Origin of the sequence: Amycolatopsis nigrescens CSC17Ta-90, assembly GCF_000384315.1 — a bacterium.
Classification (GTDB): domain Bacteria; phylum Actinomycetota; class Actinomycetes; order Mycobacteriales; family Pseudonocardiaceae; genus Amycolatopsis; species Amycolatopsis nigrescens.
Window position 1 is genome coordinate 4,584,136 of sequence record NZ_ARVW01000001.1, and the last position, 24,265, is coordinate 4,608,400.

A 24,265-nucleotide genomic window follows, 5' to 3' on the forward strand; every position below is an offset into this window, starting at 1 on the left:
GGAGTTGAACACTGATGACCAAGACCTTAGACCGCTGCCTCACCGCGGCCCGACACCACACTGCGCAGGCTGCGCTCACCCTGACTGCAATGGCGATGGTTCTGGTTGCCACGGTGCAGAACCGCAGGGAGCGGGTGCGTGCTTCGGGCGATCGTGGATCGGAATCCGTGGAAAAGGCCGTGCTCGTCGCCGTCTGTCTGGCGCTCGCGGTTGGGCTCGGGCTCGTCATCCGCGCTGTTGTGGAGAACTTTCAGGGACAGATCAAGCCTCCCACACAGCCGTGATCACCTCGCGGCACTGGATGCCTTGTGTAGACGTCAACGACGGGAGGAACCAGGATGGCTACGACTGAGGAGATCGAACGTCGTGTCGACGAGGCCGACACCGCCCGGAGCGCGAAAAGGTCCACCGCGGCACAGCAGATCGGCGCACTCGCAGCCCGTCGCGCCGAGATCGCAGAACAACTCGACAACGTCGAACGCGAACTCGGTGACGTGCTTGTGGAGTCTGGCGATGTCATCGAGATCGGGGAGCTGGCCACCTTCACCGACGTACCCGCCGCCGACCTCACCCGATGGCTGGAGAGCCGGAAAACCCCACGCCCCAAGCGAAAGAAACCCGCAGCCAGCTCACCCGGCGCCAAAAACGCTGCACACCAGAAACCGGCCGCGCCACGAGCGCCGACGAACGGGAAAACCTCCCCACTGCAGGAAGTTCCCCTCGCGCGCAACGACGCGGCGAACACGCCCGCGGAGGTGACGTGATGGCACCGACGCCACCCGACCCGGTGGATCGTCCGGTATGGACACGGATACGGGCTTTCTGCCGGGCCTGGGTGGACGACGACGGCGGGGCGGAGTCGGTGGGGCTGGCCGTGCTGTTCCCCGTCGTGTTCCTGCTGATGGTGTCGGCTGTGCAGGGCGGCCTGTGGTGGCACACGTATGCCGTGGCCGCGCAAGCCGCCCAGGCCGGTGTGGATGCCGGGCGCCCGGTCGGTGCCACGAACATTACGGCGACCGGCGCGGCGCGCTCGTTCGCCGACCGCGCCGGCCGCGGCCTACTCACCGCACCCGAGGTCCACGCCACCGTCACCGCGGACAACGTCCAGGTCGCGGTATCCGGCACCGCCCTCCGCCTGCTGCCGATCCCGGGCCTTCAGATCCGCGTCCAAGCGAACGCGCAGGCACCGAAGGAGCGGTTCACCGTGCCCGTGCTGGCCGCCGGAGGCAGATCGTGAGCCACGAAACCCGGACACCCCGCGCCTGGCCGCGGTGGAGCGACGCCGGTTCGGTCAGCGTCGAAGCCGCCGTGCTGGTGCCGGCCGTGCTCTTCGTCGGGCTGCTGATCATCGCCGGCGCCCGCACCTCCTCGGCGCAGCAGGCGGTCGACAACGCCGCCACCGCCGCCGCGCGGGCCGCCTCAATCGCCCGCAGTCCCGCCGCGGCACAGCAAGCCGGAGCGGCGGTTGCCCGCGAACGGCTCGGGCGAGAAGGACTCACCTGCCAGGACTCGAGTGTGGCGGTCGACGCCGGCCAGATCGCTGTCGGCCGCGCTGGTCACGTCCGGGCCACCGTGACCTGCCGCGTCCAGCTCAGCGATCTCGCCCTGCCCGTCCCCGCCGGCACGCGCACGATCACCAGTACCTTCACCAGCCCCGTTGACCCGTACCGCGGCACCTGAGAAACCGTGAGGTGACCGACATGACCGCGCACCTGCCCGTCCTCAAAGGACACGCGATGCCGCCCGGCGATGAGCAGCTGGTGCTCTGGCGTCCCGGCTCAACACGACGCGAAGTCAGGCCGGGGCTGCGCACGATGATCCGCCCTAACCATCTGCTCGCGCTCACGGTCGGCACCGCCGGAATCGTGCTCGGGTTCCTCACTGCGGTGGGCCCGATGGTCATCGCCAACATGGCCCTGGTCGCCTGGACGGTCGCCGAGCGCGCCTACACTTGGCTCGCGCACGATCCCGAACTCGACCGGCGACCCGGCCACCAGTCCTACCGGTCCGACGATTTCGCCGGCCTTCCCCCTGCCACCGTGCACTTCGCGCGCCGCATCCTCGCCGCTGCCCACACCGTCGACACCACCCCGGCCACCTGCTGGCTCGCCGACGACCTGCGCGCCACGATCCACCAGGTGGCCTGGGATGCCCTCGACTACCTGTACCACGTCCACCCTTATGTGAACGGCATGTTCGCCCAAAGTCAGGACAGCGATCTGGTTCGGATCGCCAGCCGGCTCGAAGACTGCGCCACCCTCGTCACCGAGTGGCACACCAAACTCTCCGACCTCGACCAACTCACCTCGGCTGTTCGCCACGACCTGCCGCGGGTCGCCGCGATCGCCGAGGACGCGTGCCAGCAGACGTGGGCCACGATCACCGCGGCACGCGATATCACCAATGCTGGGGTGTTTCCCTGGGAAACACCCCACAACCCCGGATCCAGACCGCGGGATGCCGGGTCGGTGAGCGTGATGGTCGCGGTCCTGATACCCGCCCTGCTGTTCGTCCTGGCTCTGGTGGTGGACGGGTCCGCGCGGCTGCGGGCCATCGCCCGCGCCGACGCCCTCGCCGCTGAAGCCGCCCGCGCGGCCAACACCGCCGTGGACACCCGCAGCCCGAGCGTCGGCGTGGACACCGCCACCGTCGCCCGCGCCGCGGCCGACTACCTCGCCCGCGCCGGACACCCCGGCCAGGTCACCATCGCCGGAGCCCGCGCGGTGCGCGTGACCGTCACGGTCACCGCACCCACCACCATCGGGCTGCTCGGCGACAGCACACAGGCCACCGGCACCGCGCTTGCGCAGCTCGGCGTCGGCACCCGCGACGGCGGCCTGCCATGACCTCCCCGGCAGCGCAGCGGCTGCGCGGCGTGCTCGCCGCGCTGGCCCTGCTCGCCTTCCTCGCTGGCATCCCGAGTGGACTTCTTGCACTCGGCGCCGACCCCGCCCGCCTGATTCCCGACCGCTGGCCGGATCCGGCCCCGATCGACCAGTGGCCCGAGCGGATCTGGAACACCCTGCGCTGGGCGTGGATCACCGGCGACCTCGTGATCTGGCTGACTGTGGCCGTGGCGTGGACGGGCTGGCTGGCGCTGACGGTGTCCGTGGTGGTCGAAGTGATTCGCCAGACCGGGCACGGAGTCCGCGCTGCCCGCGGGCTGTTGGCCCGGGTTCCGCGCGGCCGGTGGATCGCCGGACTCGTCGCCGCCGTCCTGGTCGCCACCTCCGCGGGTACCGCGTCCGCCTTAGCCACGACCAGTAGTCCCATCGTGGCCACCGCGCCGCACCGGCCTCCCCCGCAGACTCACGCCACCGCCGGGCCGGTGTCGGAGCAGACGGTCCCGCCGGCACAGCACAGGCCGAGTCGGAGCTGGGTGGATCCGTCCGCACGGCCAGACTGCCCGCGCATCACCGTCCACCCGGGAGACACGGTGTGGGGGCTGGCCGAGTACCACCTTGGCGATGGCCGCCGCTACCACGACATCGAACGCCTCAACGCCGACCGCATCCCCGACTCGCACGAGCTGTATCCGCACGATGTGCTGCTGCTGCCACCGGATGCGACGAACCTGCCCGCGGATCCCCCGACAGCCGGGGCCAGAGGCCGTACCGTGCCGCTGAAGCCCGGCGACACCCTTTCCGCTATCGCCGAACGCGAACTCGGCGACGCCGATGCGTGGCCTGCGCTGTTCGACGCCAACCGCGGGCTCCTGCAACCGGACGGGCGCGTCTTGCGCCACCCCGACCGGCTCCTGCCCGGCTGGCAGATCCACCTACCGGCCGCAGCACCAGCCCCCGCGGCGCCCGGACCACCGGCCGCTCCGCCCAGCCTGGCCCCACCGCCGCCCGCGCCACCGAGCAGCAGTTCACCGACAGCGGCAGCGCCACCCACCAGTTACGGCGAGGGCGCGCAGGCTGACCAGAACAGCCCAGTGCGGCTTCCCGGTGGTGGGCTGGTCGGGCTCGGCCTGGCGCTGAGCATTGCCGTCCTGCTCGTGCTCGCGCGGCGGCGGCGGCGCGCTCGCCGCACCCCGGGCCGACTCACGTCGGTAGCCGGTCACCTCCCGGGGCCGTCTGATTTCGCGCGGCCCGGTTCGGTGATCGCCGCCCTCGATCACGCCGCGCAGCGCGCCACACCTGGTCACGACACCGAGCCGGACGAGGACGATCGCGACGATGCCGTCGACCACAGCGTCACATCCGGCACCCTCGTGGCCGGGCGGCGACGGGTCTGGCCGCCACCCGCACCCGTGATCACCGCCCACACCAGCGGCGGCGCCCTGGCGCTGGATCTGTCGGCCACGGCCGGGCTCGCGCTGACTGGCCCCGGTGCCGCGTCTGCTGCCCGCGCGGTGCTGGCCACCGTGCTGGCCGTCGACGCACGCTACCCGGCCCGTGCGCTGCTGGCCGATCCCGCCACCGCCGAGCTGGTCGCCGGAGGCGCTGGCCTGGCCGTGCTGCAGCAGGCTCCCGGGGTCGAGGTCACCGACGACGAGACCGCGGCGCTGGCGCGGTTGCGCACCGAGCTCGCCCGCCGTACCCGGCTGCGCGACGACGACCAACTCGACGCCGACCTCCACGGCGACGAAGGCCACCAGGAGCGGCTCGGCGGCAGCGCCGGCCCGGTGCCGCTGCTGGTGGTGGCAGCCCGTCCGACTCCGCAGTACCGGCGGGAATGGGCCACGATCGGCGACCAAGGCCGCACGGTCGGCATCCACGCCCTGCTCCTGAGCGACGACCAGCTTCACGAGACCGGCGACCTCACGCAGCTGGCCCTCGACGCCGACGGCACCATCACCGCCGCGCACGGCCCCGGCACCGAATCGGTGGCCGGAGCACGCGCCGAAACCCTCACCCCAGCTGAAGCAGGCGAGATCTGGCACCTGCTGGCCGCCGCCCGCACCCCCGAGCCCCGCCAACCCCACGACGACACCACCGTGGACGGCGCCCACGGCGACCGCGGCGTGGACTCCGCTGCCGCTGCCGGCACCCCGCAGGGCAAGGGGCACGCCACGACGGCGGCAGACGAGGACGAACCGGCCGTGGTGATGCGGCTGCTTGGCGGGGTGCGCATGCACGCGCACGGCGGCCACGTCCGCGGGCTGCGTGCCCGCGCCCGGGAGGTCCTGGCCTACCTCGCCGCCCACCCCCGCGGCATCACCGCGGACACGCTGCGCGAGGCAGTCCTGCCCGACCAACCCGCTGCGCGGCTGCATGAGGCCATCTCCTACGCCCGCTCCGCGCTGCGCACAGCCACCGGCGAACACGGGGCCGTGTTCGTGGTCGCCGAGTCCGGCCGCTACCGCCTCGACCCGGATATCGTCACCGCCGACGTGTGGGAGTTGGAAGACGTGCTTACCCGCGCCCGCACCACCAACGACCCCGGCACTCGCATGGAGGCGCTGCGCCGCCTCGTTCGTGTGTGCCGGGCCGGAGCACCGCTGGACGGGGCACCGTACTCGTGGGCCGAACCTGTGGCCGAGCACTGGCGCAGCCAGGCCGTCGACGCCCTCGTCGCCCTTGCCTGCGAAGTCCGCGAGACCAACCCCGACGAGGCGCTCGACGCCCTCGCCGTCGCCATCACCTGGGATCCCTACACCGAAGCCCTCTACCGCCGCACCATCGCGCTGCAGCGCGACCTCGGCCGCCTCGACGCCGCCCACACCACCTACCGGCGCCTGCACACCACTCTGCGCGATATCGACCTCGAACCCGATCCCGACACCACCGCACTACTCGATAAGACGCCCGTACCGCAGCGGTAGTTACCCCGCTTCCGCTTTACATAAAGGTGTGCTCCACTGCGGTCCCAGACCACAACGAAATACCCAGCACCGGCAAACCAGGTACGCGCAATGAACAAGTTCGCTTTCTCTCGACAGAACTACATTGCCCGGCCGCAATGGTGGGCAAAGTTGAAGTCTGCGCCCGGATGCCTTTATGTCGCAATGAGTGCAGATCTCTCGGCGAGCGCCCGCGGCAACAGCAGGCCGTTCGAGGGCGAGACAGCCGCCAATCCCGGTGTCGGGAGGGGGTCGTCCGGGGCGTCGTCCTGGACGTCGACGGCACGTCATCTCAAGGATGACCCCCCACTGACCCCCTTGCACTCCACAACACCGCAGCTCAACCCGCCTTGCGCTAGGAGGCTGGCGAGCCAGACTGGTCACGATAACCACTCCGTACGGACCTCTCACCTCACATACTGGTCACCTCGCTGCGGCTTTCGCCGCTGTTGTGTGTCGCAGAATGCGACACACAACCTGTCCGCCGAAAAACGGCGGAAACGCGCAATAATTCCCCCGTGCGGCCGGCCCCTACGTGCGCGCGGGCGCGCATTCGCGCACGTCATGCGCGCGACACGGCTAGTCAAAAACCCCCGAAAAATCCGCGCCCGGTCATTGCGTGCCCTGCCGCATCGAGCTAGCGTGGAAATATCAGCGGGAACGGAAACCGCAAACCCAACAATTACGCACCTCGCCGGAAATGTGTCCGAACGACAAACGGGAAAACGCATGAGCACCTACGCCCAATTTGTAACCAAGGTCAATGGCGCCTGGTTCGGCACCCTGCACCGTGACAGCTACCCGGCGGGCGTGGCCGCGGTCGGCCCCGGGCGCCTGGCCCTGACCGCCACCGACCCGGACACCTTCCGCGACGCGGTCGACGACCTGCTGACCGTGTGGGAGGACGACGGGCACGGAGCTGCGATCTACCCGCGGCACCGCGGCGACACCCCGCCGCTGGATACCGACTACGTGTACGCCTTCGACGGCACCCGGGTCTGGATCCGGCGACCCGATCACACCTGGCTACCGGCGGCTGACCACCCCGACGTCAAAGCCGCCCTCGACCCCAAATGAGTCCACAGTAGATGCTGAGGAGAAGTCATGACGAAGATCATGTTCGACTACTTCCGGATACTCGAAGGCTACGAATTCGAGCCCGATGACGACTACGAAACATTCCACAGCCCAGGCGGCCAGGTCACGGTGACCATCACCGACCGCGAAGGCTCGCTCACCGTGACCGCCCTCACCGCCGACCGCGCCCGCCTGATCCGCTGGACAACCCTGATCAACGGCGCACCCCCCGAGGTGCTCGACGCCACCCTGCGCGCAGCCGAACCCGACCTAGCCACCAACGTCCACAGTGGACAGCAGACGACGACCGGAACCGTGCGCCCCGGGCGGCATTGGACCAATCAAGAAATCGACGCGGCGCTGACTCGGATTGCCGACCGCAAGTACCCGCGTGCGCATCCCCGGCGACGGACAGGTCCGGACGGGCGAATCTACCCGGACGGCGTCTGAAAACCCATATGTCCATAGTAGACAGAAAGAGGCGTAGTGACCATGAACGAGGCGTTCAAGGCCGGCATGAAGGCTCTCCGTGAGCACATGGCCCGCGAGGTCGAACAGGCACCCGTACCCCCGGCTGACGTGCTCGCCCGCACGATCACCCGGCGCGACGTCCGACAGTACGACGTCTACTTCATCTGGGGACCGGGTCGGGATATCGCTAGCCGGACCGACTGCGGGCACGGCTACTGCCTGACCGATTCATGCCCCTGCTGCGACGCCGACGACGACTAGACCAGAGTCCACAGTGGACTTAAATTCGGAAAGGGGTGGCGCCGATGGCTACCACTGAAGACAGCTGCTCACCTGCAAGTGTGGCAGGCGCCACCGACATCGTCATCCAGACCGTGCGCCTGCTGTGCGGGCACGAGTTCCGCTACCGGATTCCCCGAACGCTCGCGGAGTCCGGCTTCGCACGAATCGGCGTGGCATGGCGCTGCGTGAGGTGTAACCCGACCGGCGATACCGCACGGCGGATCACTGCCCTGCACAACGCGCCCGCCGACACTGACCACTAGCCGCACATCGTCGCAACCCGGGAGGGCCCCGTGACCGCAAATACCGCCACCCGCGAAATCACTCCGCTGGACTACGGCATCCACGTGGAGTTCCTTACGGGGTACCTGCGCACCGCCTACGGGCACCCGACGGCCATCGCCTACTACGCGGGCCGCTCGTGAGTCGCGTGCCGGATGGTCGATTTTCTGCCTGACCAGCCCGGCCCGCACGGCCGGTGGAGGTACCCCAGGCGAGAAGTGACCGCCGACACCTACGAGGAGGCCTTCGCCGTGCTCGGGTTCCCGCACGACCTCGACCTCGACCGCCCCCAGAACGTGTAAGGCAACCGCAACCAGCAGCAGTGAGTCCACAGTGGACTCATGTAAGGAGGTTCCCATGCTCCACAGCGTAGAGATCTACCTCGGGCGCGACCCCGACGACGCCATCTGGCTAGCGACGATGTACGCGATCAACGTCCACCCCGACCGGCTGCCGATCATGATCGCCTCCCTCGACCCCGGCCGGGACGCGCTCGAAGCCACCGACCTCGGCACCTACCTCGCCGGTATCACCGACCTCGTCGACGAATGGGAGGACCTCCACGGGCCTGGTCGCGACCCCGCCAGCATGGGTCCGGGATTGGTGCTGCCCTCCTACAGCCTTACCTACGCCGCCGGACGCACCTGGCTACGCCGCCACTCCGGCTCCTGGGCACGCCGCCACGCCGACACCTGGCAGCAGGCGACCACCGACCCGGCCGGGCCACCGGAAACCCGCGAGAACTTTAACCGCGTGCTCGACGGCTTCGCGGGTGTCCCCGGCGACCCCTGCGAGGTGCTGCTCCGCGAAGAAGCCTGCCGCTAGCGCCCCGCACGACACCGAACACGCCAGCTCCACAACTCGCTGTATGTCCATAGTGGATAGAAAGGATCTGTCATGACGAACTACGCCGCCTTCTATGTCGGCCGAGGCGAGAACGCCGAGTGGATCGGCACCGTGCGGGGCGACGGGGTGACCGGCGGGCTGGCCGCCGCAGAGGCCGAGCACCAACCGCTCGACGCCACCACCGAGAACGGCTACCGCGTCGCGGTCACAGCGTTCCTGCGGATATGGGAGCAATGGGTAGGCCACGCCTACCTGCCCGACCAAGTCGACCGGTACGACTACAGCGAGCTGGCCGACCTCGCGTACACCTTCGACGGCGGCCGGGTGTGGATCCGCCGCACCCGCACCGCCGCGTGGGAACCGGCGCACGCCCTGAACCAGAACTGACTTCCTTCGCCGGCGCGAAACGTACCGGGATCGCTCCGCACGCCATGCGCGCATGCGCTACGACGGCCCAGCGTGCCGACAGTGCGCCGACCCCACCTCGGACGCCCTAGGTCGCCGCGCCCGGCTACGGCCAGGTCCGCGTCTACAAGGCCGGACACGCCAAGGAACTGAGCCCGTGCGGCATCCTCGATCTTGAAGAAGTCCGCTAGACGAGTGAGGCCGAGTTGCAGCACGCTGAGCTGGCTGACTCCTCCGACGAACTCCGCGCACTCGAAGGCTCACACGCCATGGCCGCGCACCGAGCAACGCGCGTACACATCCGGAGTCCACAATGGACGGTGGGTGTAAGCGTGGGCCGGCGTACTCCGCCCTGCTGACCGGTCACGGTCTTATCCCGCGTCTCGGTAGACGTGCTGTTACCCCGACGGCCCGCGGTGGGTCGTCGGGGTAGCAGCACGCCCTTACGCGGTCCAGGTGAAGCTGGCGGGGCTGTCGCCGTCGTCGGTCGGGGTGATGGTGATGGTCCAGGGCCAGTCGCATCCCCCATGGCCGGGCAGCTTGCGGTGGTCATAACGGCGCCCGCACCACATGACCAGGGGCCGGTCGGGTACCAGCCAGTGGTAGGCCAGCAGGGCGACGTCGACCCAGGTCCGGCTGCCGCAGCACGGGTAGGTCAGCACGGCGTAGCGGATGCCGGCGCGGCGCAGGAGCACGGCGGGCTCGGTGGTGGTGTCGCCGCGCCGGTACGTGCGGCGGGTCACCGCTGCCGCTCCCGTTCGACGGTCGCGTGGGTGATCCACGCAGCATGGATGTCCTCGACCAGCCGACCGGTTGCGCGGTCGTGCACGCTGATCAGTGACCCGATCCCGATCACCGGCCCGGACACCCAGCGGGGTATGTCGGCGGCACGGTGGGCCTGAGGGATCGCGGCCACGACGGTGAGTTCGTGGCCGCGGTCGGTCCCGCGGTGGGCCGCCCGCAAGAGGGGCAGCGGATAGGGCGGGGTGAGCTGCACGGCAAAGTCCCTTCTTCGACGAGGCATCGACGGCAATGCCGGATCGGGGCGCGCCGCCGGGTGGTCGGTGGCGCGCCCCGTACCTCCGGGTGGTGGTGGGTCAGTGGGCGGCGAGCTGGTAGCGGCGCGGCTCGTCCTGGACCAGGGCGACGGTGCCCTGCTCGGTGAGCTTGTCCAGCGCGTTGCGCACCGCCCCGGAGGATCGGACCAGCTTGCGGCCGATCTCGCCGGCGGTGTAGGCGTTGTCACGCCGCTCGGGCTCGGACAGGAAGTCCTCGACCAGGCCGTGCAGCGCGCCCTTGGGCAGCCTGCCGCTCGGCGGCGTGCCGGTGCCCGACTTCGCCGCAGTCGCCGCGGTCACCGTGTTCTCGGCGGTGTCGGCCTTCGTCTGCCGTGTCGAGGTCGTCTCGCGCTGGCGGGGCTTCGGGCTGTCGTCGACCGGCTCCGGGGCCGACCAGCGGGCGGTGGCCTTGCGTCCGCCGGTGTCCTCGTCGGGCTGCCGCACGGCCTGCCCGTCGGTCACCCAGGCGGCGAGGAGCTTGGTCGCGGTCGAGCCGCCGATGCCCGCCAGCTCGGCCAGCTCGCGGGCGGTCGTGCCCGGGTTGCGGCGCAACGCGGTGCGCAGCTTGTCCGCGGCCGACGGGCCGGTGTTGCCGTTCGCGGTGGCTTTCGTCGCCGTCGCGGCTTTCGCGGTGTTGGTGGTTTTCGTGGTGCGTGGCATGACGATGCACCCCCTTTGATCGGGTGTTGGTTGTGGATGGTCATGCCCCCGGGGGCTTGTAGCCCTCCGGCGCGCTACCGGGGTCGTGCGGGCTACGCGTCCATCAACGCTCGATCCCGACATGAAGTCAACGGCCCCGTCCAAACAAGACAGTCATCTTTCTACCGTGGCCGTTTTTCGTTGTGCCGCTTGACATTACGTGCGAGTCGAGCGTCCATGTGGACGCGCGGGAACCGCGCAACACCCCCACGGAAAGGAAACCGCAACCATGCTGCACACCGACCCCGCGACCACGGCCGAACAGCCCGTGGATTACGTGATCGGCGACCAGTACGACGACACGGCCACCCTGTCGCTGCCCGAGGTAGCGAAACTGCTGGACCGCGACCTCCTCGACGTCCAGGGCGATGACCTGATCGCCCGCGGGGCCGAGTTCGACGTCACGGCCGACGAATCCGGCCCACAGGGCGTCGTGCGGGTCGCGGTGTCCGGGCTGGCGATCCCGTCCGCGCCCACCGGGACCGAGAGCGACGTCATCGACGACACGATCAGGAGCGTGTTCGAGCTGGCTAGCCACTACAACCGGGTTGAGCGCCTGCGGCCCGACCGGTGCCGGTTCCTCATCGCGGTCGAGGTCATGTCCGACTCCGGCGCCGTTATCGGCGGGTTCATCGGAACCATGCGTTACTACGATTGATGACTCGACGCCGTGTGCCGTGGTCGCCCGTTCGAGACGACCGTGTGACCGCCACCGACATCTGCCACCGCACGCCTGGGTCGACCTGGACTTTCAGGCCCGGTGGTCACCGCTGGTTGTCACCGACGGCCAGCCCTACTTGTCACCAAACGCGGATGCCAGCCTTGTTGTCACCAGCTCGACCAGCGCCGATGTGACTGAGCGTTCCGGTTGGCTAGTTGAGCGGCCTGGTTGGCCAGGGTCGCGCTGCCCGGCATGGGCGGTCAATGCCGGGAGTTCGTCAGGGGCGGTCGATGGCGAGCGGTTCGTCGATGCTGGGTATCCAGAAGCACACCTCCAGGGTCTTCAGCCTGGACACGTGTTGGAGCTTTCGCCCCTCCCGCATCGCGCCCAGCGCGGCGACGAGCAACAATGCCGCGCAGCAGCCCGCGAGCAGCTTGTGTCCGCCGACAGCGAGTTCGGCCAGCGCGGCCACCATCGCGACGATGAGCGTGAACGCGATGTTGCGCAGCATGACCGACAGCGCGCGCATCCTGCCGATGTCGCCGACCGCGTCCTTGTTGTGCTGTTCGGCCGCGGCCAGCAGCAAGGCCGGGTCGGCGTGCACGTAGGGCCGATCCTGCGCCTGGGGAACCCTGGCGAGGAACTCCCGCCTGGCCGCGTCCGGGCGCACACGCCAGCGGGGCAGCAGCCGCTCCAGTTGGGCGCCCAGGGGATGGAAGATATTCCCCAGCACGTAGCTGGCCGCTACGGCGGCGACCACGAGCAGTGCCGCGGGCATGGCGGCCACGGCGCTGAGGCCCGCAATGTGCAGTCGGCTGAGCACATAGACGATGAGTGACAGTTGCAAGGCTCCCGGGATCGCGAAGCTGAACAGGTCGAAGAAGCCGACCGCGAAGGTCACGGCGTACCTCCTGGAGTGTGGGGCCATGCTGGCCTTCGTAGCGTGGGCACAGATCAGTGATCTTCGCACGGCCTGCACCCCTTCATCGAACCGAGAGTTCGGGCACGTACTCCTACCACGCTCGACTGGCCAACCGGAACGCTCAGTCACAGCCGACGATTCCGCACCGGATCTTGGTGACAGAAAGCAGTGACAAGTGAGAGATACCGCTGTCAGTCACAGACCGGCGACCACAGCACCACGAGCCCGTTTCCGTTGCGGTGCTTGACATTCCACGCCAAGTCGAGCGTCGATCCGGTTGACCTGCCCTCGGCACCCCTGACACGGAAGGAACGCCGACCCATGAATGCGCCCCTGTTCGCCACCCTGACGGTGTGCGCCGGTGACTTCGACGTGTACGGCACGTTCGGTTCGCACGGCGACGCGGCGGTGGCTGCCGACTGGCTCACCGACGACGAGGGCACCTTCGCTCGCGCCGTCGCGTTGCACCCGCCGGACACCGACCCGCTCACCACCCGCGCCACCGCGGAGCTGACCGGCGACGTGATTGAACTGCCCGCCCCGGTCGCGGACCTGCTCGCCGCGCACGACACCGACCCGGACACGGCGGGCGCGGTGGTGGTGTCGCTGCTGATCGACCCGCCCGCCCGGCGGCTCGCGCTGTTCGTCGGCCCGTTCACCACTGTCGCGGAGGCGCGGGGCTGGATCGCCGAGGCGGCGGGTGCCTCGCGGTCGGGTATCTACCGGGCCGGGTTACGGATTCACTCGGTGCGCCGCACCGACCTGGTCCCCGTGGCGACCGCCGCGCCCGGGCCGGATACCGCGTGGGGCGCGGTCGAGGGGGTGGCGTGACGTGACCGTCCGGCTGGAGGTCGCCCCTGCCACACCCGACCCGGCGGGCGGCGGGCGACGCCTCGCGGACCTGCGGGTCGCGGAAGGGCTGGGCCGCGAGGCCGCGGTGCTGATCGCCGACGGCGGCATCCAGGCGGTCCCGATGCGGATGCCGCCCGGTGCCTGGGCGCTGCTGGTCACCGCCGCGGACCGGTGGGCTGCCAGCGGCGAGGTCGTGCTATTCGCCGGGCACTGGTGCGAGCATGCCTACCCGGCGTCCGGGTGCGATGGCGACCTCGTCCTCCAGTTGGCCCTGCCCGCCGCGGACGAGGCGGCCGAGGCCGGCGCCGATGCGGTGGCTGTGCGGCTCGCGGTGGCCGACCACGGCCGGTGGATGCCCGCGGGAACGTGGCCTCGCCTCGGTCGCGACTGGCCCGCCGTGGTAGCCCCCGTCGCCGCGGCCATCATGGGCGCCTCCATCGCCGCCGGGGAAGCCGACCCGCCCGCGCGGCGGCCGATGCGGGTGTTCGGTAGCCGGTCGGCGCGGCGAGTCGGCTTGCGTGACCTGCTCGACGCGGGCCTGGTGGCCGCCGGTGACGAGCTTGTCTACCGGCGGCCCGGTCTCGGGGTGCACTGGACCGGTCAGGTAACCGCTCAGGGCATGCTGCGGCTGGACGACGGGCGGGTGTTCGCCACGCCCTCGGGCGCGACCGACGCGCTGGGCAGCCCGAACCAGACCGGCTGGAGGTTCTGGCGCCGCGCCCGCGACGGCCATACCCTTCTGGACCTCCGCACCGAATACAAGTCCACTATGGACGGATTTCATGCCGCGGGGTGAAGTGCCCCGCATGACCCCGGGCGCGGTCTGCCGAGTGTCCACGCCGGACGCGAAGCGGGCCGTGCTCGCCACCTTCCGCAGCCCGCACTGGACCGCCCCGGTCCGTGATTCGCCGGGCTTGTTCCGCTATCGGCGCCACGACTGCGAACTACGCGTGCGCGCCGACGGCGTGGTCTGCTATGTCGCGTTCCACACCGCCAGCGAACCCGCCAGCCCGCGCCCGGCGCGCGTGCGGCCCGCGCCGGCACGCCGGCGCGGGCGCCGTGGTGGGGCCGGAACCGTCTGGCCGACCACCTGGCGCGAACTCCGCGCCCGCCTGCGTACGGCCGGGTGTGGGCTCGCCCGCCGCGGCAAGCACTGGCGGGTGGAGGTGCCCGGTGGGCAGATCTACACCCTCCCGTGTACCGCATCCGACCACCGCGCCTTGCGCAACGCCGCCCACGAGCTGGCCGGTCTCGGCATTGATCTTCGCCGCCCGAACACACATCGCCACCGACGCGCGGCAGGGTGACTGCTCCCTGGCTTGTTCATCGAACGCCCGCCTCGGATCTTGCGGTGTTCGCCTAAGTGCCGCACAGCGCCGGCCCGTTGTGCTGCCGGTAGAAGACCTTCGGATCAGCGGGTTGTCCGCCCGGCTCGACTTGGAAGTGCAGGTGCGCGCCGGTGGATGCGCCCCGGTTGCCGACCTCGGCGATCGGCTGACCGGGTTGGACGGTCTGGCCGGTGGTGACGAGGTTGCGGTTGTTGTGCCCGTAGGTGGTGATCACCCCGCCTGTGTGTTCGATGCGGATCCACAGGCCGTAGCCGCTGGCCGGGCCGGAGGCGATCACGCGCCCTCCGCTGGCGGCCACGACCGGGGTGCCGATCGGCGCGGCGATATCTTGTCCGCGGTGGAATTCTCCGCCTCGTGGCCCGAAGCCCGAGGTGCAGCGTCCCGCGGTCGGTGCGACCCAGCCTCCGCTGCTCGGCCCGGTGGGGGCGCAGGAGACTCCGGTGAGCGCGCCGACGATCTGCCGTGCGTCGGGTTCGAATTTGGCGTACCGGTCGGGGAAGCCGGAGGCTTGCACGGCCTGCGCGGCGGGAGCGAGTCCCATCTGTTGCCAGTTCGGTAGCGCGAGCAGGTGCTGGTAGAACTGGCCGGCGGCGTAAGTGGGATCAGTGACTTGCTGTGCGCTGCCCCAGCCCATCGAGGGCCGCTGCTGGAACAGCCCCAGGGAGTCCCGATCTCCAAAGTCGAGGTTGCGGAGACCGGACTCGGTGATGGCCGTGGCGATGGCGATAACCCACCCATACTCGGGGACGCCCCGCTGTTTGCCGACGGCGACGATGGTGGCGGCGTTGGCCATCTGGTCGGGCCCGTACCCGGCCACGCTGCCGGTCGGTGTACCGGTTGTGGAGCAGGCAACTACGTCGCCCGAGCTGCTGGCGCTGTCGGTGCCCAGGATCGCGCCGAGGGTGGCGGAGAGGAACAGGACGGGCGCGAGCGCTACGCAGCCTGCGGCTACGGCGAGTTTCACGCTGGCTTTCACGCGGTCCTCCTCATCTGTCGACGCGGGTGCGGGCGAGGTCGGCCAGGTGTTGCCGTTGGTGGGCGTGCAGCGGCAGCCAGACCGGCCCGGCCGGGGTGGCGAGGTCGTTGGCGCTGGCGGTGGCGATGTGCCAGCCGACGTCCCCGTCGGCCAGCGCGGGTCCGGTGTGCTCGGCCGCGGCCAACCGGTCACGGAGGTTGGCTTCGCGGGCGGGTGAGTGGAGTCCGAACAGCACCCAAAACCCGTGGCGTTGCTGGGTTTTCCGTGCGGGGTGGGGGCCGCCGGCGCGGGCGAGTTCGGCGTAGCCGTCGAGTTTCTCGACTACGCGGGTGAGGGGTTCGGTGCCGGTGTCGTGCTCGTAACAGGCCACCAGCGTGGTGCCGTGCTCGCGGTAGACGATCACAGCGTCGGGCCGGGCCAGGCCACCGCAGTCAGCGGCGGCAGTGCGTTCGCCGTGCCACAACCGCAACTCCGCGTCGCCGTTGCGGGTGTGTGCGGCGAGGGCGGCGAGGACGTCGTTGATGCCGAGCAGGTGCGCCAGCCGGGGGTCGGTGGCCAGGCGCAGAACCTGCTCACGCACGGAGCTGGGCCGGGCCGGGGCGAGCCCGCGCATGGCGGCGAGCACGCCGTGTCCGGCGACGCCGAGGGTGTAGCGCCAGCCGGTGAGCGACCCGTTCGCGGCTGGGTGGCGGAACCGGTCGAGCACATGCCAGTGCCACAAACTGAGCAGGCGCCGCTGTGCCCGGTTGAGGTTCGGATACGGCAGCAGCTGCGCGATCTGGTTGCTGGTGAGGACGCGGTGCTCATCCAGCAGCCGCAGCAGGGCTCGGTCCCGCTCGGTGAGCCGGGACGCCAGCTCGACCGGGTCGGCGGCCCCGCCCCGGTAGCGAACCCGCCGACGCGCCCGAGCGCTCGGTGTGGGCGTGTTTTCGTTGTCAGACATAGGAATCCTCCAGTCACGGCCTGCGGGGTGACGACCAGTGCGCCCTGGATGTGCCTCAGTCGAGGTCGTCGTCACGATCGACGTCGGTGTCGTCGTACGGGGCGCGGGTGGCGAAGGTGCGGCGACTGCGGGCGCGGTCGCGGGTCGCCCGGTCGATGCCATGCGCACGGGCCGCGGCGCGCAGCTCGTCGGCCCGTCCGTCGATCACGGGCGGCGGTGGTTGGGTGCGGAGGGTGAAGCCGGTGGTGTCGCGGTTGTCGACCGATAACCGGCAGGCGGCTTGGTAGCGGGCCAGCCGGGTGAGGTCGCCGGCGTCGAGGTGCGGGCCGACGTGCGCGGCCAAATGCCGCGCGTCGTCCGGGGAGACGCCGAAGAACAGCTTGTTGCGGGCGTTGGCGTCCAGCGCCTTGGCCAGGGCGGGGGTGAGTTGGTCGAGGTGCTGGTGGGCGAGGATCCAGCCGACGTGGTAGCCGCGGGACTCGGCCAGCGCGTCCCCGAGCGGGGTGGGCAGGTTCAGGAAGTTCTGCGCCTCGTCGATCAGGATGGCGGCGTCCGCGCGCATGTGCTCGGGTTGGTGTGACCGGCCGGTCGCGGCCTGCCACAGCGAGGCCACCAGCAACGACCCGACCAGCCGCGCAGAATCTTCACCGAGCTCACCCTTGGGTAGGCGGGCGAGCAGGATCCCGCCGTCGAGGATGTCAGCCGGATCGAAGGAACTGGTGGCTGTGCCGTAGAGGTCGGCGACGAAACGGCGGGCGGTGACCGCGCGCAGCTTGGACAGCACCGGACCCGCCTGCTGCGCCGCAGCTGAGGGGGTGAGCTTGTCGTAGGCGCTCCAGAACGCCCCGATCCCGGTGGGGTCTTCCCGCCGGATGCGGCGGGTGGCTTCCTTGCGGAAGCGGGAATGGGTGAGCAGCAGCGGAATGTCGGCCAGGGTGGACCCGGGCCGCCCGGTGAGGGTGTAGGCCGCGGCGCGCAGGGTGTCTTCGACCCGCGGCCCCCACCACGCCTGGTAGATGCGGTGCAGGGTGGACACCAGGTGCTCGGCGACGGTCTCGCCGCCGAGCCCGGCCGGGTCCAGCACGTTCAGCGCCGCGGGAGCGAGCTGTTCGTCGGGGTCGATGAGCACAAGCCGCTCGCCGGCCTCTTCGGGCATCCGGTCGAGCAGGTCCCGGATGAGATCGCCGCGAGGCTCGATCACGGCGACTCCGCGCCCGGCGTCGATGTCGGCGAGCGCGAGGTTCAGCAACTCGGTCGACTTGCCTTTGCCGGTGGTGCCCGCGAGGTGCAGGTGGTGGCGGGCATCGACCACGGGCAGCACCACGCGCCGTGCTGGCCCGGCGTCGGTGATCCCGAGCGGTTTCGGCGCACGGCGGCGGCGGTCACTGGCCGGGCGCAGCGTGAGCCGCGCCGGACCAGCCACCTCCGCGGAGTCCGTGCCTCGGACAGTCGATGCGGGCTTCTTGGTGGTGGGCAACGACAACTCCTCTCGCTGCGGGCAGTCAGATGCGGCGGGTGGTGTGCGGGGGCGCGGGCACGCTGCGGGCCTGGCCGCTGGCCAGCGCCTCGGTGCGGGCAGGCAGGTGCGCCAGCGCCGACAGCTCCCCGGCCGACAGCAGCGCACCGCGCCGCAGTCGCCGCGCAGCGATCACGACCCGGGGTCTGGGCAGGCGGTGGCGGGCCAGGGCGTTGCGCCCCGCTAGCAGCGCGAAGGCACCGAACAGCGAGTCGGCGATCCCGCGGACTCGGTCGGCGGCCTGCGGGCCGTGGGCGGTGGTGGCGGCGTAGTAGCGCAGTACGACCTCCCATTGCGGCTGCTGCTTCTTGCTGCGGATCTCGCGCAGTTCCTCGGTCTGCTGCGGGTCCAGTCGCCGCGGCGTCTCGCTGGTGCCGTGGGTGCTGGCGGTGGACTTGCTGCCGGTGACGATCTCCATCAGCTCGCGCGTCAGCACCGACACGAAGCTGGCCAGCGCGGAGCGGCGGCCCGGGCGGCCGGAGTGCAACCGGTCCACGGTGTGGCGGTAGCGGCGCAATCGGCGGCCGACCGCGGGCCGGGCCAGGATTTGCACCACCGCGGACTCGCCGTCGGCGAGTTGCCCGGTCACCGCTTCCAGCGCCCGCAAGGGATCGACGGACTCGTCGCGCGGGTCGGGGACGCGCAGCGGCAGGTGCTCGGGCCGTTCCGGGCGCACGGTGCCCCCGGTGACCACCAGCCCCGCCATGCCCGCGGGCGCCGACTCGCCGTCCTGCCCGGATCGGGACGTGGTGGGGGCGTGGTCGAGGACTAGGGTGCCGGGCCAGGCGGCGCGCAGCGCGGCATCGATCCGGCTGGTCGGCACCGGCCCCGGCAGCCACAGGCGAACGGCGAGGTCCTCGCCCCCAGCGAGGTGGTACTCGACGGCCAGGTGCGGCACCCCCGCGAAGAGCCGTTTCCAACGGGGCGGGGCGAGGCTGGGCAGGTCCCACCACAACCGGCGCGCCCCGGCCACCGCGACGGCGGGGTCGAGTCCGGCCGGGGGCAACACGGTCACCACCCGCGCCCCCGCGTACCACCGGCGCCGCGCCAAGAGCCGCAGCCTTGCCAGCACGGCGAGGCAGGCGGCAGTGAGAACGGCGAGCACGATCAGCAGCACGAGATGCTGCTGTATCCACGCGCCGGCGCGTTCGGCGGCCGTGGTGAGCGCGTCGGCAATCCCAGACGTAGGGTTGGTGATCGAGGCGAGAGTGTTCGAGGTTGCGCTCATGGTTCGAGGTCGTCCTCTGCGTCGGTCAGGATTTCTGACAGGAACTCCGGGTTTGTCGTGATCAAGCGGTCTTCCTCGTCGGAAGCCAAGGCGTGAAAGGCAACTCGATTCGTGCCGGAGACCAGGAGCGCTTCACCCGGTCCCGCGGCGAGCAGATAAGCGCGTTCCCCATCGGACAGGCGGAAGGCGTCGGCGATGGTGTCGATGGCCTGAGTGGACTGTCGCAACAGGACTTGCGTCGAGGCGTTGGACACGATCGCCTTGCCCAAGTCGCTGGAGAGGACGTCTCCGGCGTCCTGGGAGACGAACGCCAGCCCGGCCCAATACTTGCGCGCCGACTTCGCCAGCCGGTAGAGGAACTTCGCCGCTTCGGGCTGGTGCATCAACAACCACGCCTCATCGACCACAACCAGGCGGCGGCGCCGGTGGTGCGGGTCGAGCACGCGCCGCCACACCGCATCGAGCGCGATCAGCGTGCCGACCGACTTGAGCTCGTCGGGCAGGTCCCGCAACGAGATCGCCACCAGATGCCCGTCCGGCGCACGCGTGGTCGGGCCGTCGAACAAGCCGGAGAACGAGCCCGACACATACGGCGTGAGCCGTGCGGCCAGATCGGTACCGGCTGGGTCTCCGGTCTCGGTGCTGTCGTCGGTGAGGACCTCGGCGAGGTCCGCGAGCAGCGGCGCGGGCCTGCTCCAGGTGCGGCGGTCGGCGGTGATCCCGACCCGGGCGTAGGTCGCGGTGACCGCCCGGTCGAGCACCGCCCGCTCAGCCGGTGTCAACGGCTCGCCCAGCATGACCGCGAGCAGGGTGTGGATGAACAGCGACCGGCGAGTCAGCGCGTCCGGGATCCGCTGCGCCCCGGCCGGAAGGTCAAACGGATTGAGCCGGACATCCGGCGCGCCGAGGTGCAGGTAGGTGCCGCCGACCGCCTCGGCAAGGCGCTGGTATTCGTCTTCGGGGTCGATGACGAACACCTGCACCCCGACCTCGCCCTCGGGCGTAGGCCGGTGCGGATCCGGGTAGAGCGAGCGCAGCGCTTCGAGCTTGGTGAAGTACGACTTCCCCGCGCCGCTCGTGGCCAGAATCACGGAGTTGTAGTTGTCGCAGCTCCAGCGATCCCACAACACCAACCCGTTGCTGGAGGCGTTGACGCCATACAACCGGCCGGTCAGCGGGGCGTGCGGCGACGGATCCGCCGCGGGCAGATCAGGGCTGGTGAAGGGGAAACTCGCAGCGAGGGCGGGGGTGTCGAGGGTGCGGCGCATCCCGAGCAGGTCGACCCCGAGCGGCAGGGTGGAGGTCCAGCCCTGCACCGACCGCCACGCCGCCGGCTGCGCGTCCAGCAGCAGCGAGGACGCCAGCGACCGGACCTCCTCGACCTCGGCGTCGAGATCCTCGCGCGTGGGGGCGTGCACCGTGAGATACAGCCCGACCCGGAACAGCTTCGACTCGCCGCGCGCCAACGCGAAGGCCATGTCCGCGGCGTCGGCCGCGGCGGCGTCGGTCTCCGGGTCGTCCAGTCTGCGTTTCTCCGCCAGAGAGTTGCGCGCGGACTCTAACCGGCCTCGTTGCCTACGCAGCCGTTTCGCCGCGGTCGCGGGGTGGATCGGGTCGACGTGCAACGCGACATCCAGCCGGCCTGGGTAGGACAGGAGCGGCTCCAGCCACCCGGCGCCGACTTCGGCCGGATACCCGGTGATCGCGAGGGTGGCGGTGTAGCCGTCCCCGACGCGCAGCGAGCGCGGCCCGACTTCGACCCCGTCCGGCCCGGCCACCGCCCCCGCCCCGGTCCCGGCAGCGCCGGACTGCGGGGTGCGGTCGAGTACGCGGCGGGCAGCGCGGCGCAGGAGGCCGCTGGTGCTCTGTGAGTTCATCGCTTAGACCTCCACGTCCTCGGCGGCGGTGTCGCTATCGGCAAGGTGAAGCAAGTCGGGGTGGGCGGTGACCACGCCGGAGGCGGTGCCCACGCGGGTGGCCTGCGGCCCACCGTTGGGGTCGGCCGCGGCACCGAGCACGGCATGAGCCTGGGCACCGTCGAGCGGGGCGACCACGACCTCGCACCCCCGCAACGCCCGAGCCGCCTCCTGCGCACGGCGGGCCACGGTCTGCGCCGCGCTCACGTCGCGGCCGTGCCGTCCGGTGACGGGTTGGCGTAAGACGACCGTGACGTGGCGACGCAACAAATCCCGGCTGGCCGAAAGCTCACGCAGGAACTCCACATGCCCCAGGCACGCCGCTTCCAGCGCGGGGTGGGGAAGCCCGCCGGCCTCGTCGGCGAGCACATCCAAATAGGGCTCCAGGTCGAGGTGCTGGGCGCGCACGACGATCTGCACTGGACCCGACAGCGAGTGCAGCCAGCGGGAAAACCCGCCGATGAGGCTGTTCTGCTCCCCGGCGGTGCGCAGCCCGAAGTTCACCGTGGAGCAGGCCGCCGCGTGCGCCGTGCCCTGCTCACCGAGATCGATCACGCCCTCGACCGAGATCGCCTCCGCGGGAAGCCGCAGCGGCGCGGGCAGCGGCCCGGCCTTGACTCCCACCCAGGCGGGCGCGTCGGGCACGCTGTCGCCGCGCACGCTGTCGGCAGGCACCAGCCGCTTCGGACTCCGCCGCTGCTTCAGCGCGGCCAGCAGCCAGGCATCCAACGTGAGCCCGTCCCGGCGCACAGTCACCACCGCGAACGCGAGCCCAGCGATCGGGATCGCCACCGCGGCGAACACCACCGGCGACACGAAGCTGTGCGTGGCCTGGTAGCCGGCCCACAGCAGCAGGCCGGTGACGGCGAGGATCGCGGCCTGCCGCGCGGTCAACCCGAACACGATCTTGTCCGGTTTCTCCACATCGGCAGGCACCCGCGCCGACATCGGTACGTCCTCATCGCTGCGCATCAGCGACCTCTCTTCTTCGGAGTGCGTGGTGTGGGCTTCGCCGCCCCGGCCCGCGGCGCACCCGGCTGCCGCGCCGCACCGGTGGCTTTGCCGGCGCGCCCGCCCCGTCCCGTCGCCGCGCTCGGCGTGGACGGCGCAGCACCGGGCGCTTGGAACGTGGGTGTCTGAAAGCGGGGCGGCTGGTTTGACACCGGCGTCCTGTGCGCGGCCGGAGCCGCGCGGGGCATGGTTCGGTCGCGTGCTTGGCTCGCGGTCGCCGGGCGCGGCGTCCGCGCCGCCGCCGATCGCGCCCCCGCTCTGGCAGGAGAGGGAGCGGAGCGGCGTCGGGGATCCGGTGAACCCCAGCGGGTGGACTCGATCGGTGGCGCCACGCTGGCCGCGGTCGGCGTGGCCGCCATAGGTGCGGGCATGTACGCGCGGGAGGTCGGGGTGAACCCGCCATCGCTGAGTGGCTGCTTGCGGTCGCGGGCGGCAGCACGCGCATCGCGGGCCATGCGTGCGGGCGCGGCCCACGCGTGGGCAGCCCGCTCCCGCGCTGCCCGTGCGGCACCGTGGGCCATGCGCGGCCCGCCCGCGCCAGCGCGGCGACGGGGCGCCGCACCGCCGGAACGCGGGCCACCGGTCGGGCCACGACCCCGCGACCGTGCCGATGCGTCACCGGAACCGGAGCGACCGCTCCTGCCGCGAGTTGCGGCGGCACCGGCGCCCTTGCCGACGCCGAGCATCCCGAGGCCCTTGGCGAGCAGTGCGTACTTCACGATCGAGGCGATCGTCGACCGCCCGCCAAGGCCGACTTGCTGCATCACCCAGCTGGGGATTTTGATCAGGATGAACAGCAGGACGACTGAGATGACCAGGTTCATCAGCCCGCCCGAGACGCCGAGCAGTTGGTGGGCGCCGGGGCCGGAGGTGCCTTGGACGAAGAACACCTTCACGAACACGACCAGCGTGATCGCCTGCAACACCTGGATCGCCAGCACCCCGAACAGCGCCCGCCACCAGAGCTTGGCGATGCCCTCGGTATAAGGCGAGGCGTGGCAGACCAGCGCGAGTGGCCCGGCCACGACGATGACGATGGTGATCGTCAGCCGCACGACGTACAGCGCCAACAGGACCACGGCCAGGACCAGTACGACGAGGGCGATCAGGATCATGAAGATCCCGCCCTGGTCGAGCTGGCGGTGGATCTCGTCTTTCACACCCGTGCTGATGCTGCCGGAGGAGTCGCCGGCCAGGATCCCGGTGGCGATCCCGTTGACGAAGGTGATCGCGAGTCCGACCAGCGACAGCGAGGCGTTGACGGCGATGAAGCCGACCACGATCCGCGGCAGCGTCTCCTTCACCGTCACCCGGGTCTGCAACGTCTCATGGCTGGCGACCACGATCCCGCCGACGATCACGAACAGGATGAACAGCGAGTTCGCCACCCACCGGGTGATGTCCCACAACTGGGAGATCTGCGCGTTGCCCGCGAGGTTCGGGGTGGTCATCGAGGTCCGGCCGACCAGGTCGAGCACCGGGTCCATCGCCGAGGTGACCAGGTTGGTGAACCACTTGTTGATCGCCTGCCCGGCCTTGCACACGATGTCCAGCCACCCGCACTCATTGGACTCGGCTTCTGGCTGCGGCCCCTGCTGCGGCGGCGGTGCCGGTGCCACCGGCTGGTTCGGGTCGACCACGATCGGCGGCGGCTGCTGCGCCGAGCTCGACGGAGGCGGAAGCGGCGGGTTCCACGTTGGCACTGACCCGCCTGGGCTCGGGGGTGGGGGAAGCTCGCTCGGCCACCCTGCGTCGGGGTTCGGCGGCAGCGGGAGCGGAACCGACGGGTTCACCGTCGGCGGCACCGGCGTCGGTGCGGGCGGAGGAGACGGCAACGGAATCTCCGGGCCAGGGGTAGCCACCGGCGGCAGCGGCAGCACCGGCGGCTGCGCCTGCGCGTGCCCGGAGGAAGCGGTCAGCAGTGCCGCGACGAACGCGCAGACGAGCCCGGCCGGCACCGTAATGCGCAGCCGCGCGGCCACG

The 24,265-nt window shown here is 70.8% G+C and carries 29 protein-coding genes; 18 read left to right on the forward strand and 11 right to left on the reverse strand.

From position 1 onward, the window contains the following. The first annotated feature begins 14 nt into the window (after positions 1-14). The 14 genes from AMYNI_RS0121800 to AMYNI_RS47360 all read left to right on the forward strand — a co-directional run bounded on the left by AMYNI_RS0121800 (position 15) and on the right by AMYNI_RS47360 (position 9,133). On the forward strand, positions 15-284 hold the full coding sequence (locus AMYNI_RS0121800; protein ID WP_020670179.1) for a hypothetical protein: 270 nt from the start codon (positions 15-17) through the stop codon (positions 282-284). A 54-nt stretch (positions 285-338) separates the two neighbouring features. After that, positions 339-764, forward strand: a complete 426-nt coding sequence (locus AMYNI_RS0121805; protein ID WP_020670180.1) for a hypothetical protein — start codon at positions 339-341, stop codon at positions 762-764. After that, a complete protein-coding gene (locus tag AMYNI_RS0121810; protein ID WP_157357442.1) occupies positions 764-1,237 on the forward strand; it encodes a TadE/TadG family type IV pilus assembly protein in 474 nt (157 codons plus the stop codon). The genes AMYNI_RS0121805 and AMYNI_RS0121810 overlap by 1 nt, the downstream gene beginning before the upstream one ends. Beyond that, positions 1,234-1,680, forward strand: coding sequence for a TadE family protein (locus AMYNI_RS0121815; RefSeq protein WP_020670182.1), 447 nt, complete (start codon positions 1,234-1,236; stop codon positions 1,678-1,680). The genes AMYNI_RS0121810 and AMYNI_RS0121815 overlap by 4 nt, the downstream gene beginning before the upstream one ends. Before the next feature lie 20 nt (positions 1,681-1,700). After that, entirely contained in the window at positions 1,701-2,846 is a 1,146-nt protein-coding gene (locus AMYNI_RS50200; protein ID WP_020670183.1) for a hypothetical protein, read from the forward strand. Next, positions 2,843-5,770, forward strand: coding sequence for an AfsR/SARP family transcriptional regulator (locus AMYNI_RS0121825; RefSeq protein ID WP_020670184.1), 2,928 nt, complete (start codon positions 2,843-2,845; stop codon positions 5,768-5,770). The genes AMYNI_RS50200 and AMYNI_RS0121825 overlap by 4 nt, the downstream gene beginning before the upstream one ends. A 747-nt stretch (positions 5,771-6,517) precedes the next feature. Further along, positions 6,518-6,865, forward strand: a complete 348-nt coding sequence (locus AMYNI_RS47355; RefSeq protein ID WP_020670185.1) for a hypothetical protein — start codon at positions 6,518-6,520, stop codon at positions 6,863-6,865. Positions 6,866-6,892: 27 nt separating this feature from the next. Continuing rightward, positions 6,893-7,315 carry a hypothetical protein gene (locus tag AMYNI_RS0121835; protein ID WP_020670186.1) on the forward strand — a complete coding sequence of 141 codons (423 nt, stop codon included), beginning with the start codon at positions 6,893-6,895 and terminating at the stop codon, positions 7,313-7,315. Positions 7,316-7,351: 36 nt separating this feature from the next. Further along, positions 7,352-7,597 (forward strand): hypothetical protein, encoded by a 246-nt coding sequence (locus AMYNI_RS0121840; RefSeq protein WP_020670187.1) that lies wholly within the window; start codon positions 7,352-7,354, stop codon positions 7,595-7,597. Between the two features lie 44 nt (positions 7,598-7,641). Further along, positions 7,642-7,881, forward strand: a complete 240-nt coding sequence (locus AMYNI_RS0121845; protein ID WP_157357443.1) for a hypothetical protein — start codon at positions 7,642-7,644, stop codon at positions 7,879-7,881. Between the two features lie 30 nt (positions 7,882-7,911). Then, complete coding sequence (locus AMYNI_RS50545) at positions 7,912-8,043, forward strand: hypothetical protein (protein WP_020670189.1); 132 nt, start codon at positions 7,912-7,914, stop codon at positions 8,041-8,043. Between the two features lie 12 nt (positions 8,044-8,055). Then, a complete protein-coding gene (locus tag AMYNI_RS49170) occupies positions 8,056-8,202 on the forward strand; it encodes a hypothetical protein (RefSeq protein WP_157357444.1) in 147 nt (48 codons plus the stop codon). A 55-nt stretch (positions 8,203-8,257) separates the two neighbouring features. After that, positions 8,258-8,725: a hypothetical protein gene (locus tag AMYNI_RS0121860; RefSeq protein WP_020670190.1), complete on the forward strand. Its 468-nt coding sequence runs from the start codon at positions 8,258-8,260 to the stop codon at positions 8,723-8,725. A gap of 72 nt (positions 8,726-8,797) precedes the next feature. Then, positions 8,798-9,133 (forward strand): hypothetical protein, encoded by a 336-nt coding sequence (locus AMYNI_RS47360; protein ID WP_020670191.1) that lies wholly within the window; start codon positions 8,798-8,800, stop codon positions 9,131-9,133. Between the two features lie 461 nt (positions 9,134-9,594). Here the strand turns inward: AMYNI_RS47360 and AMYNI_RS0121870 are convergent, their stop codons facing one another. From AMYNI_RS0121870 to AMYNI_RS0121880, 3 genes are all read right to left on the reverse strand, one after another. Beyond that, positions 9,595-9,894: a hypothetical protein gene (locus tag AMYNI_RS0121870; RefSeq protein WP_020670192.1), complete on the reverse strand. Its 300-nt coding sequence runs from the start codon at positions 9,892-9,894 to the stop codon at positions 9,595-9,597. Beyond that, positions 9,891-10,148 carry a hypothetical protein gene (locus tag AMYNI_RS0121875; protein ID WP_020670193.1) on the reverse strand — a complete coding sequence of 86 codons (258 nt, stop codon included), beginning with the start codon at positions 10,146-10,148 and terminating at the stop codon, positions 9,891-9,893. Before AMYNI_RS0121875 ends, AMYNI_RS0121870 begins: the two co-directional genes overlap by 4 nt. Positions 10,149-10,248: 100 nt before the next feature. Continuing rightward, positions 10,249-10,869 (reverse strand): MarR family transcriptional regulator, encoded by a 621-nt coding sequence (locus AMYNI_RS0121880; protein WP_020670194.1) that lies wholly within the window; start codon positions 10,867-10,869, stop codon positions 10,249-10,251. A gap of 268 nt (positions 10,870-11,137) precedes the next feature. Here AMYNI_RS0121880 and AMYNI_RS0121885 point away from each other — a divergent pair, with 268 nt between their 5' ends. After that, positions 11,138-11,566 (forward strand): hypothetical protein, encoded by a 429-nt coding sequence (locus AMYNI_RS0121885; protein ID WP_020670195.1) that lies wholly within the window; start codon positions 11,138-11,140, stop codon positions 11,564-11,566. 280 nt (positions 11,567-11,846) lie between these two features. Here AMYNI_RS0121885 and AMYNI_RS0121890 read toward each other — a convergent pair whose 3' ends face one another. After that, positions 11,847-12,470 (reverse strand): hypothetical protein, encoded by a 624-nt coding sequence (locus AMYNI_RS0121890; RefSeq protein ID WP_020670196.1) that lies wholly within the window; start codon positions 12,468-12,470, stop codon positions 11,847-11,849. A 342-nt stretch (positions 12,471-12,812) separates the two neighbouring features. Here AMYNI_RS0121890 and AMYNI_RS0121895 point away from each other — a divergent pair, with 342 nt between their 5' ends. Genes AMYNI_RS0121895 through AMYNI_RS0121905 form a run of 3 tightly spaced genes read left to right on the forward strand, consistent with a single transcriptional unit; the run spans position 12,813 to position 14,650 of the window. Continuing rightward, entirely contained in the window at positions 12,813-13,322 is a 510-nt protein-coding gene (locus AMYNI_RS0121895) for a hypothetical protein (protein WP_020670197.1), read from the forward strand. A gap of 1 nt (position 13,323) precedes the next feature. Next, the gene (locus AMYNI_RS45065; protein WP_020670198.1) at positions 13,324-14,139 is read left to right on the forward strand and encodes a restriction system modified-DNA reader domain-containing protein; all 816 of its coding nucleotides are present in this window, start codon (positions 13,324-13,326) and stop codon (positions 14,137-14,139) included. 10 nt (positions 14,140-14,149) lie between these two features. After that, positions 14,150-14,650, forward strand: a complete 501-nt coding sequence (locus tag AMYNI_RS0121905) for a hypothetical protein (RefSeq protein WP_020670199.1) — start codon at positions 14,150-14,152, stop codon at positions 14,648-14,650. 52 nt (positions 14,651-14,702) lie between these two features. Here the strand turns inward: AMYNI_RS0121905 and AMYNI_RS0121910 are convergent, their stop codons facing one another. The 7 genes from AMYNI_RS0121910 to AMYNI_RS49175 are packed head-to-tail and all read right to left on the reverse strand — an operon-like array spanning position 14,703 to position 24,264. Then, positions 14,703-15,668, reverse strand: a complete 966-nt coding sequence (locus AMYNI_RS0121910; RefSeq protein ID WP_020670200.1) for a M23 family metallopeptidase — start codon at positions 15,666-15,668, stop codon at positions 14,703-14,705. Between the two features lie 10 nt (positions 15,669-15,678). Further along, positions 15,679-16,611: a replication-relaxation family protein gene (locus AMYNI_RS0121915; protein WP_020670201.1), complete on the reverse strand. Its 933-nt coding sequence runs from the start codon at positions 16,609-16,611 to the stop codon at positions 15,679-15,681. Positions 16,612-16,666: 55 nt separating this feature from the next. Next, the gene (locus AMYNI_RS45070) at positions 16,667-18,088 is read right to left on the reverse strand and encodes a type IV secretory system conjugative DNA transfer family protein (RefSeq protein WP_051116351.1); all 1,422 of its coding nucleotides are present in this window, start codon (positions 18,086-18,088) and stop codon (positions 16,667-16,669) included. A 25-nt stretch (positions 18,089-18,113) separates the two neighbouring features. Beyond that, the gene (locus AMYNI_RS0121925) at positions 18,114-19,355 is read right to left on the reverse strand and encodes a hypothetical protein (RefSeq protein WP_026360754.1); all 1,242 of its coding nucleotides are present in this window, start codon (positions 19,353-19,355) and stop codon (positions 18,114-18,116) included. Beyond that, on the reverse strand, positions 19,352-21,232 hold the full coding sequence (locus AMYNI_RS0121930; protein ID WP_020670202.1) for a VirB4 family type IV secretion system protein: 1,881 nt from the start codon (positions 21,230-21,232) through the stop codon (positions 19,352-19,354). Before AMYNI_RS0121930 ends, AMYNI_RS0121925 begins: the two co-directional genes overlap by 4 nt. A gap of 3 nt (positions 21,233-21,235) precedes the next feature. Next, positions 21,236-22,243: a PrgI family protein gene (locus tag AMYNI_RS45075; RefSeq protein WP_020670203.1), complete on the reverse strand. Its 1,008-nt coding sequence runs from the start codon at positions 22,241-22,243 to the stop codon at positions 21,236-21,238. Further along, positions 22,243-24,264 (reverse strand): TrbL/VirB6 family protein, encoded by a 2,022-nt coding sequence (locus tag AMYNI_RS49175; protein WP_157357445.1) that lies wholly within the window; start codon positions 24,262-24,264, stop codon positions 22,243-22,245. The genes AMYNI_RS45075 and AMYNI_RS49175 overlap by 1 nt, the downstream gene beginning before the upstream one ends. Position 24,265 lies beyond the last annotated feature (1 nt).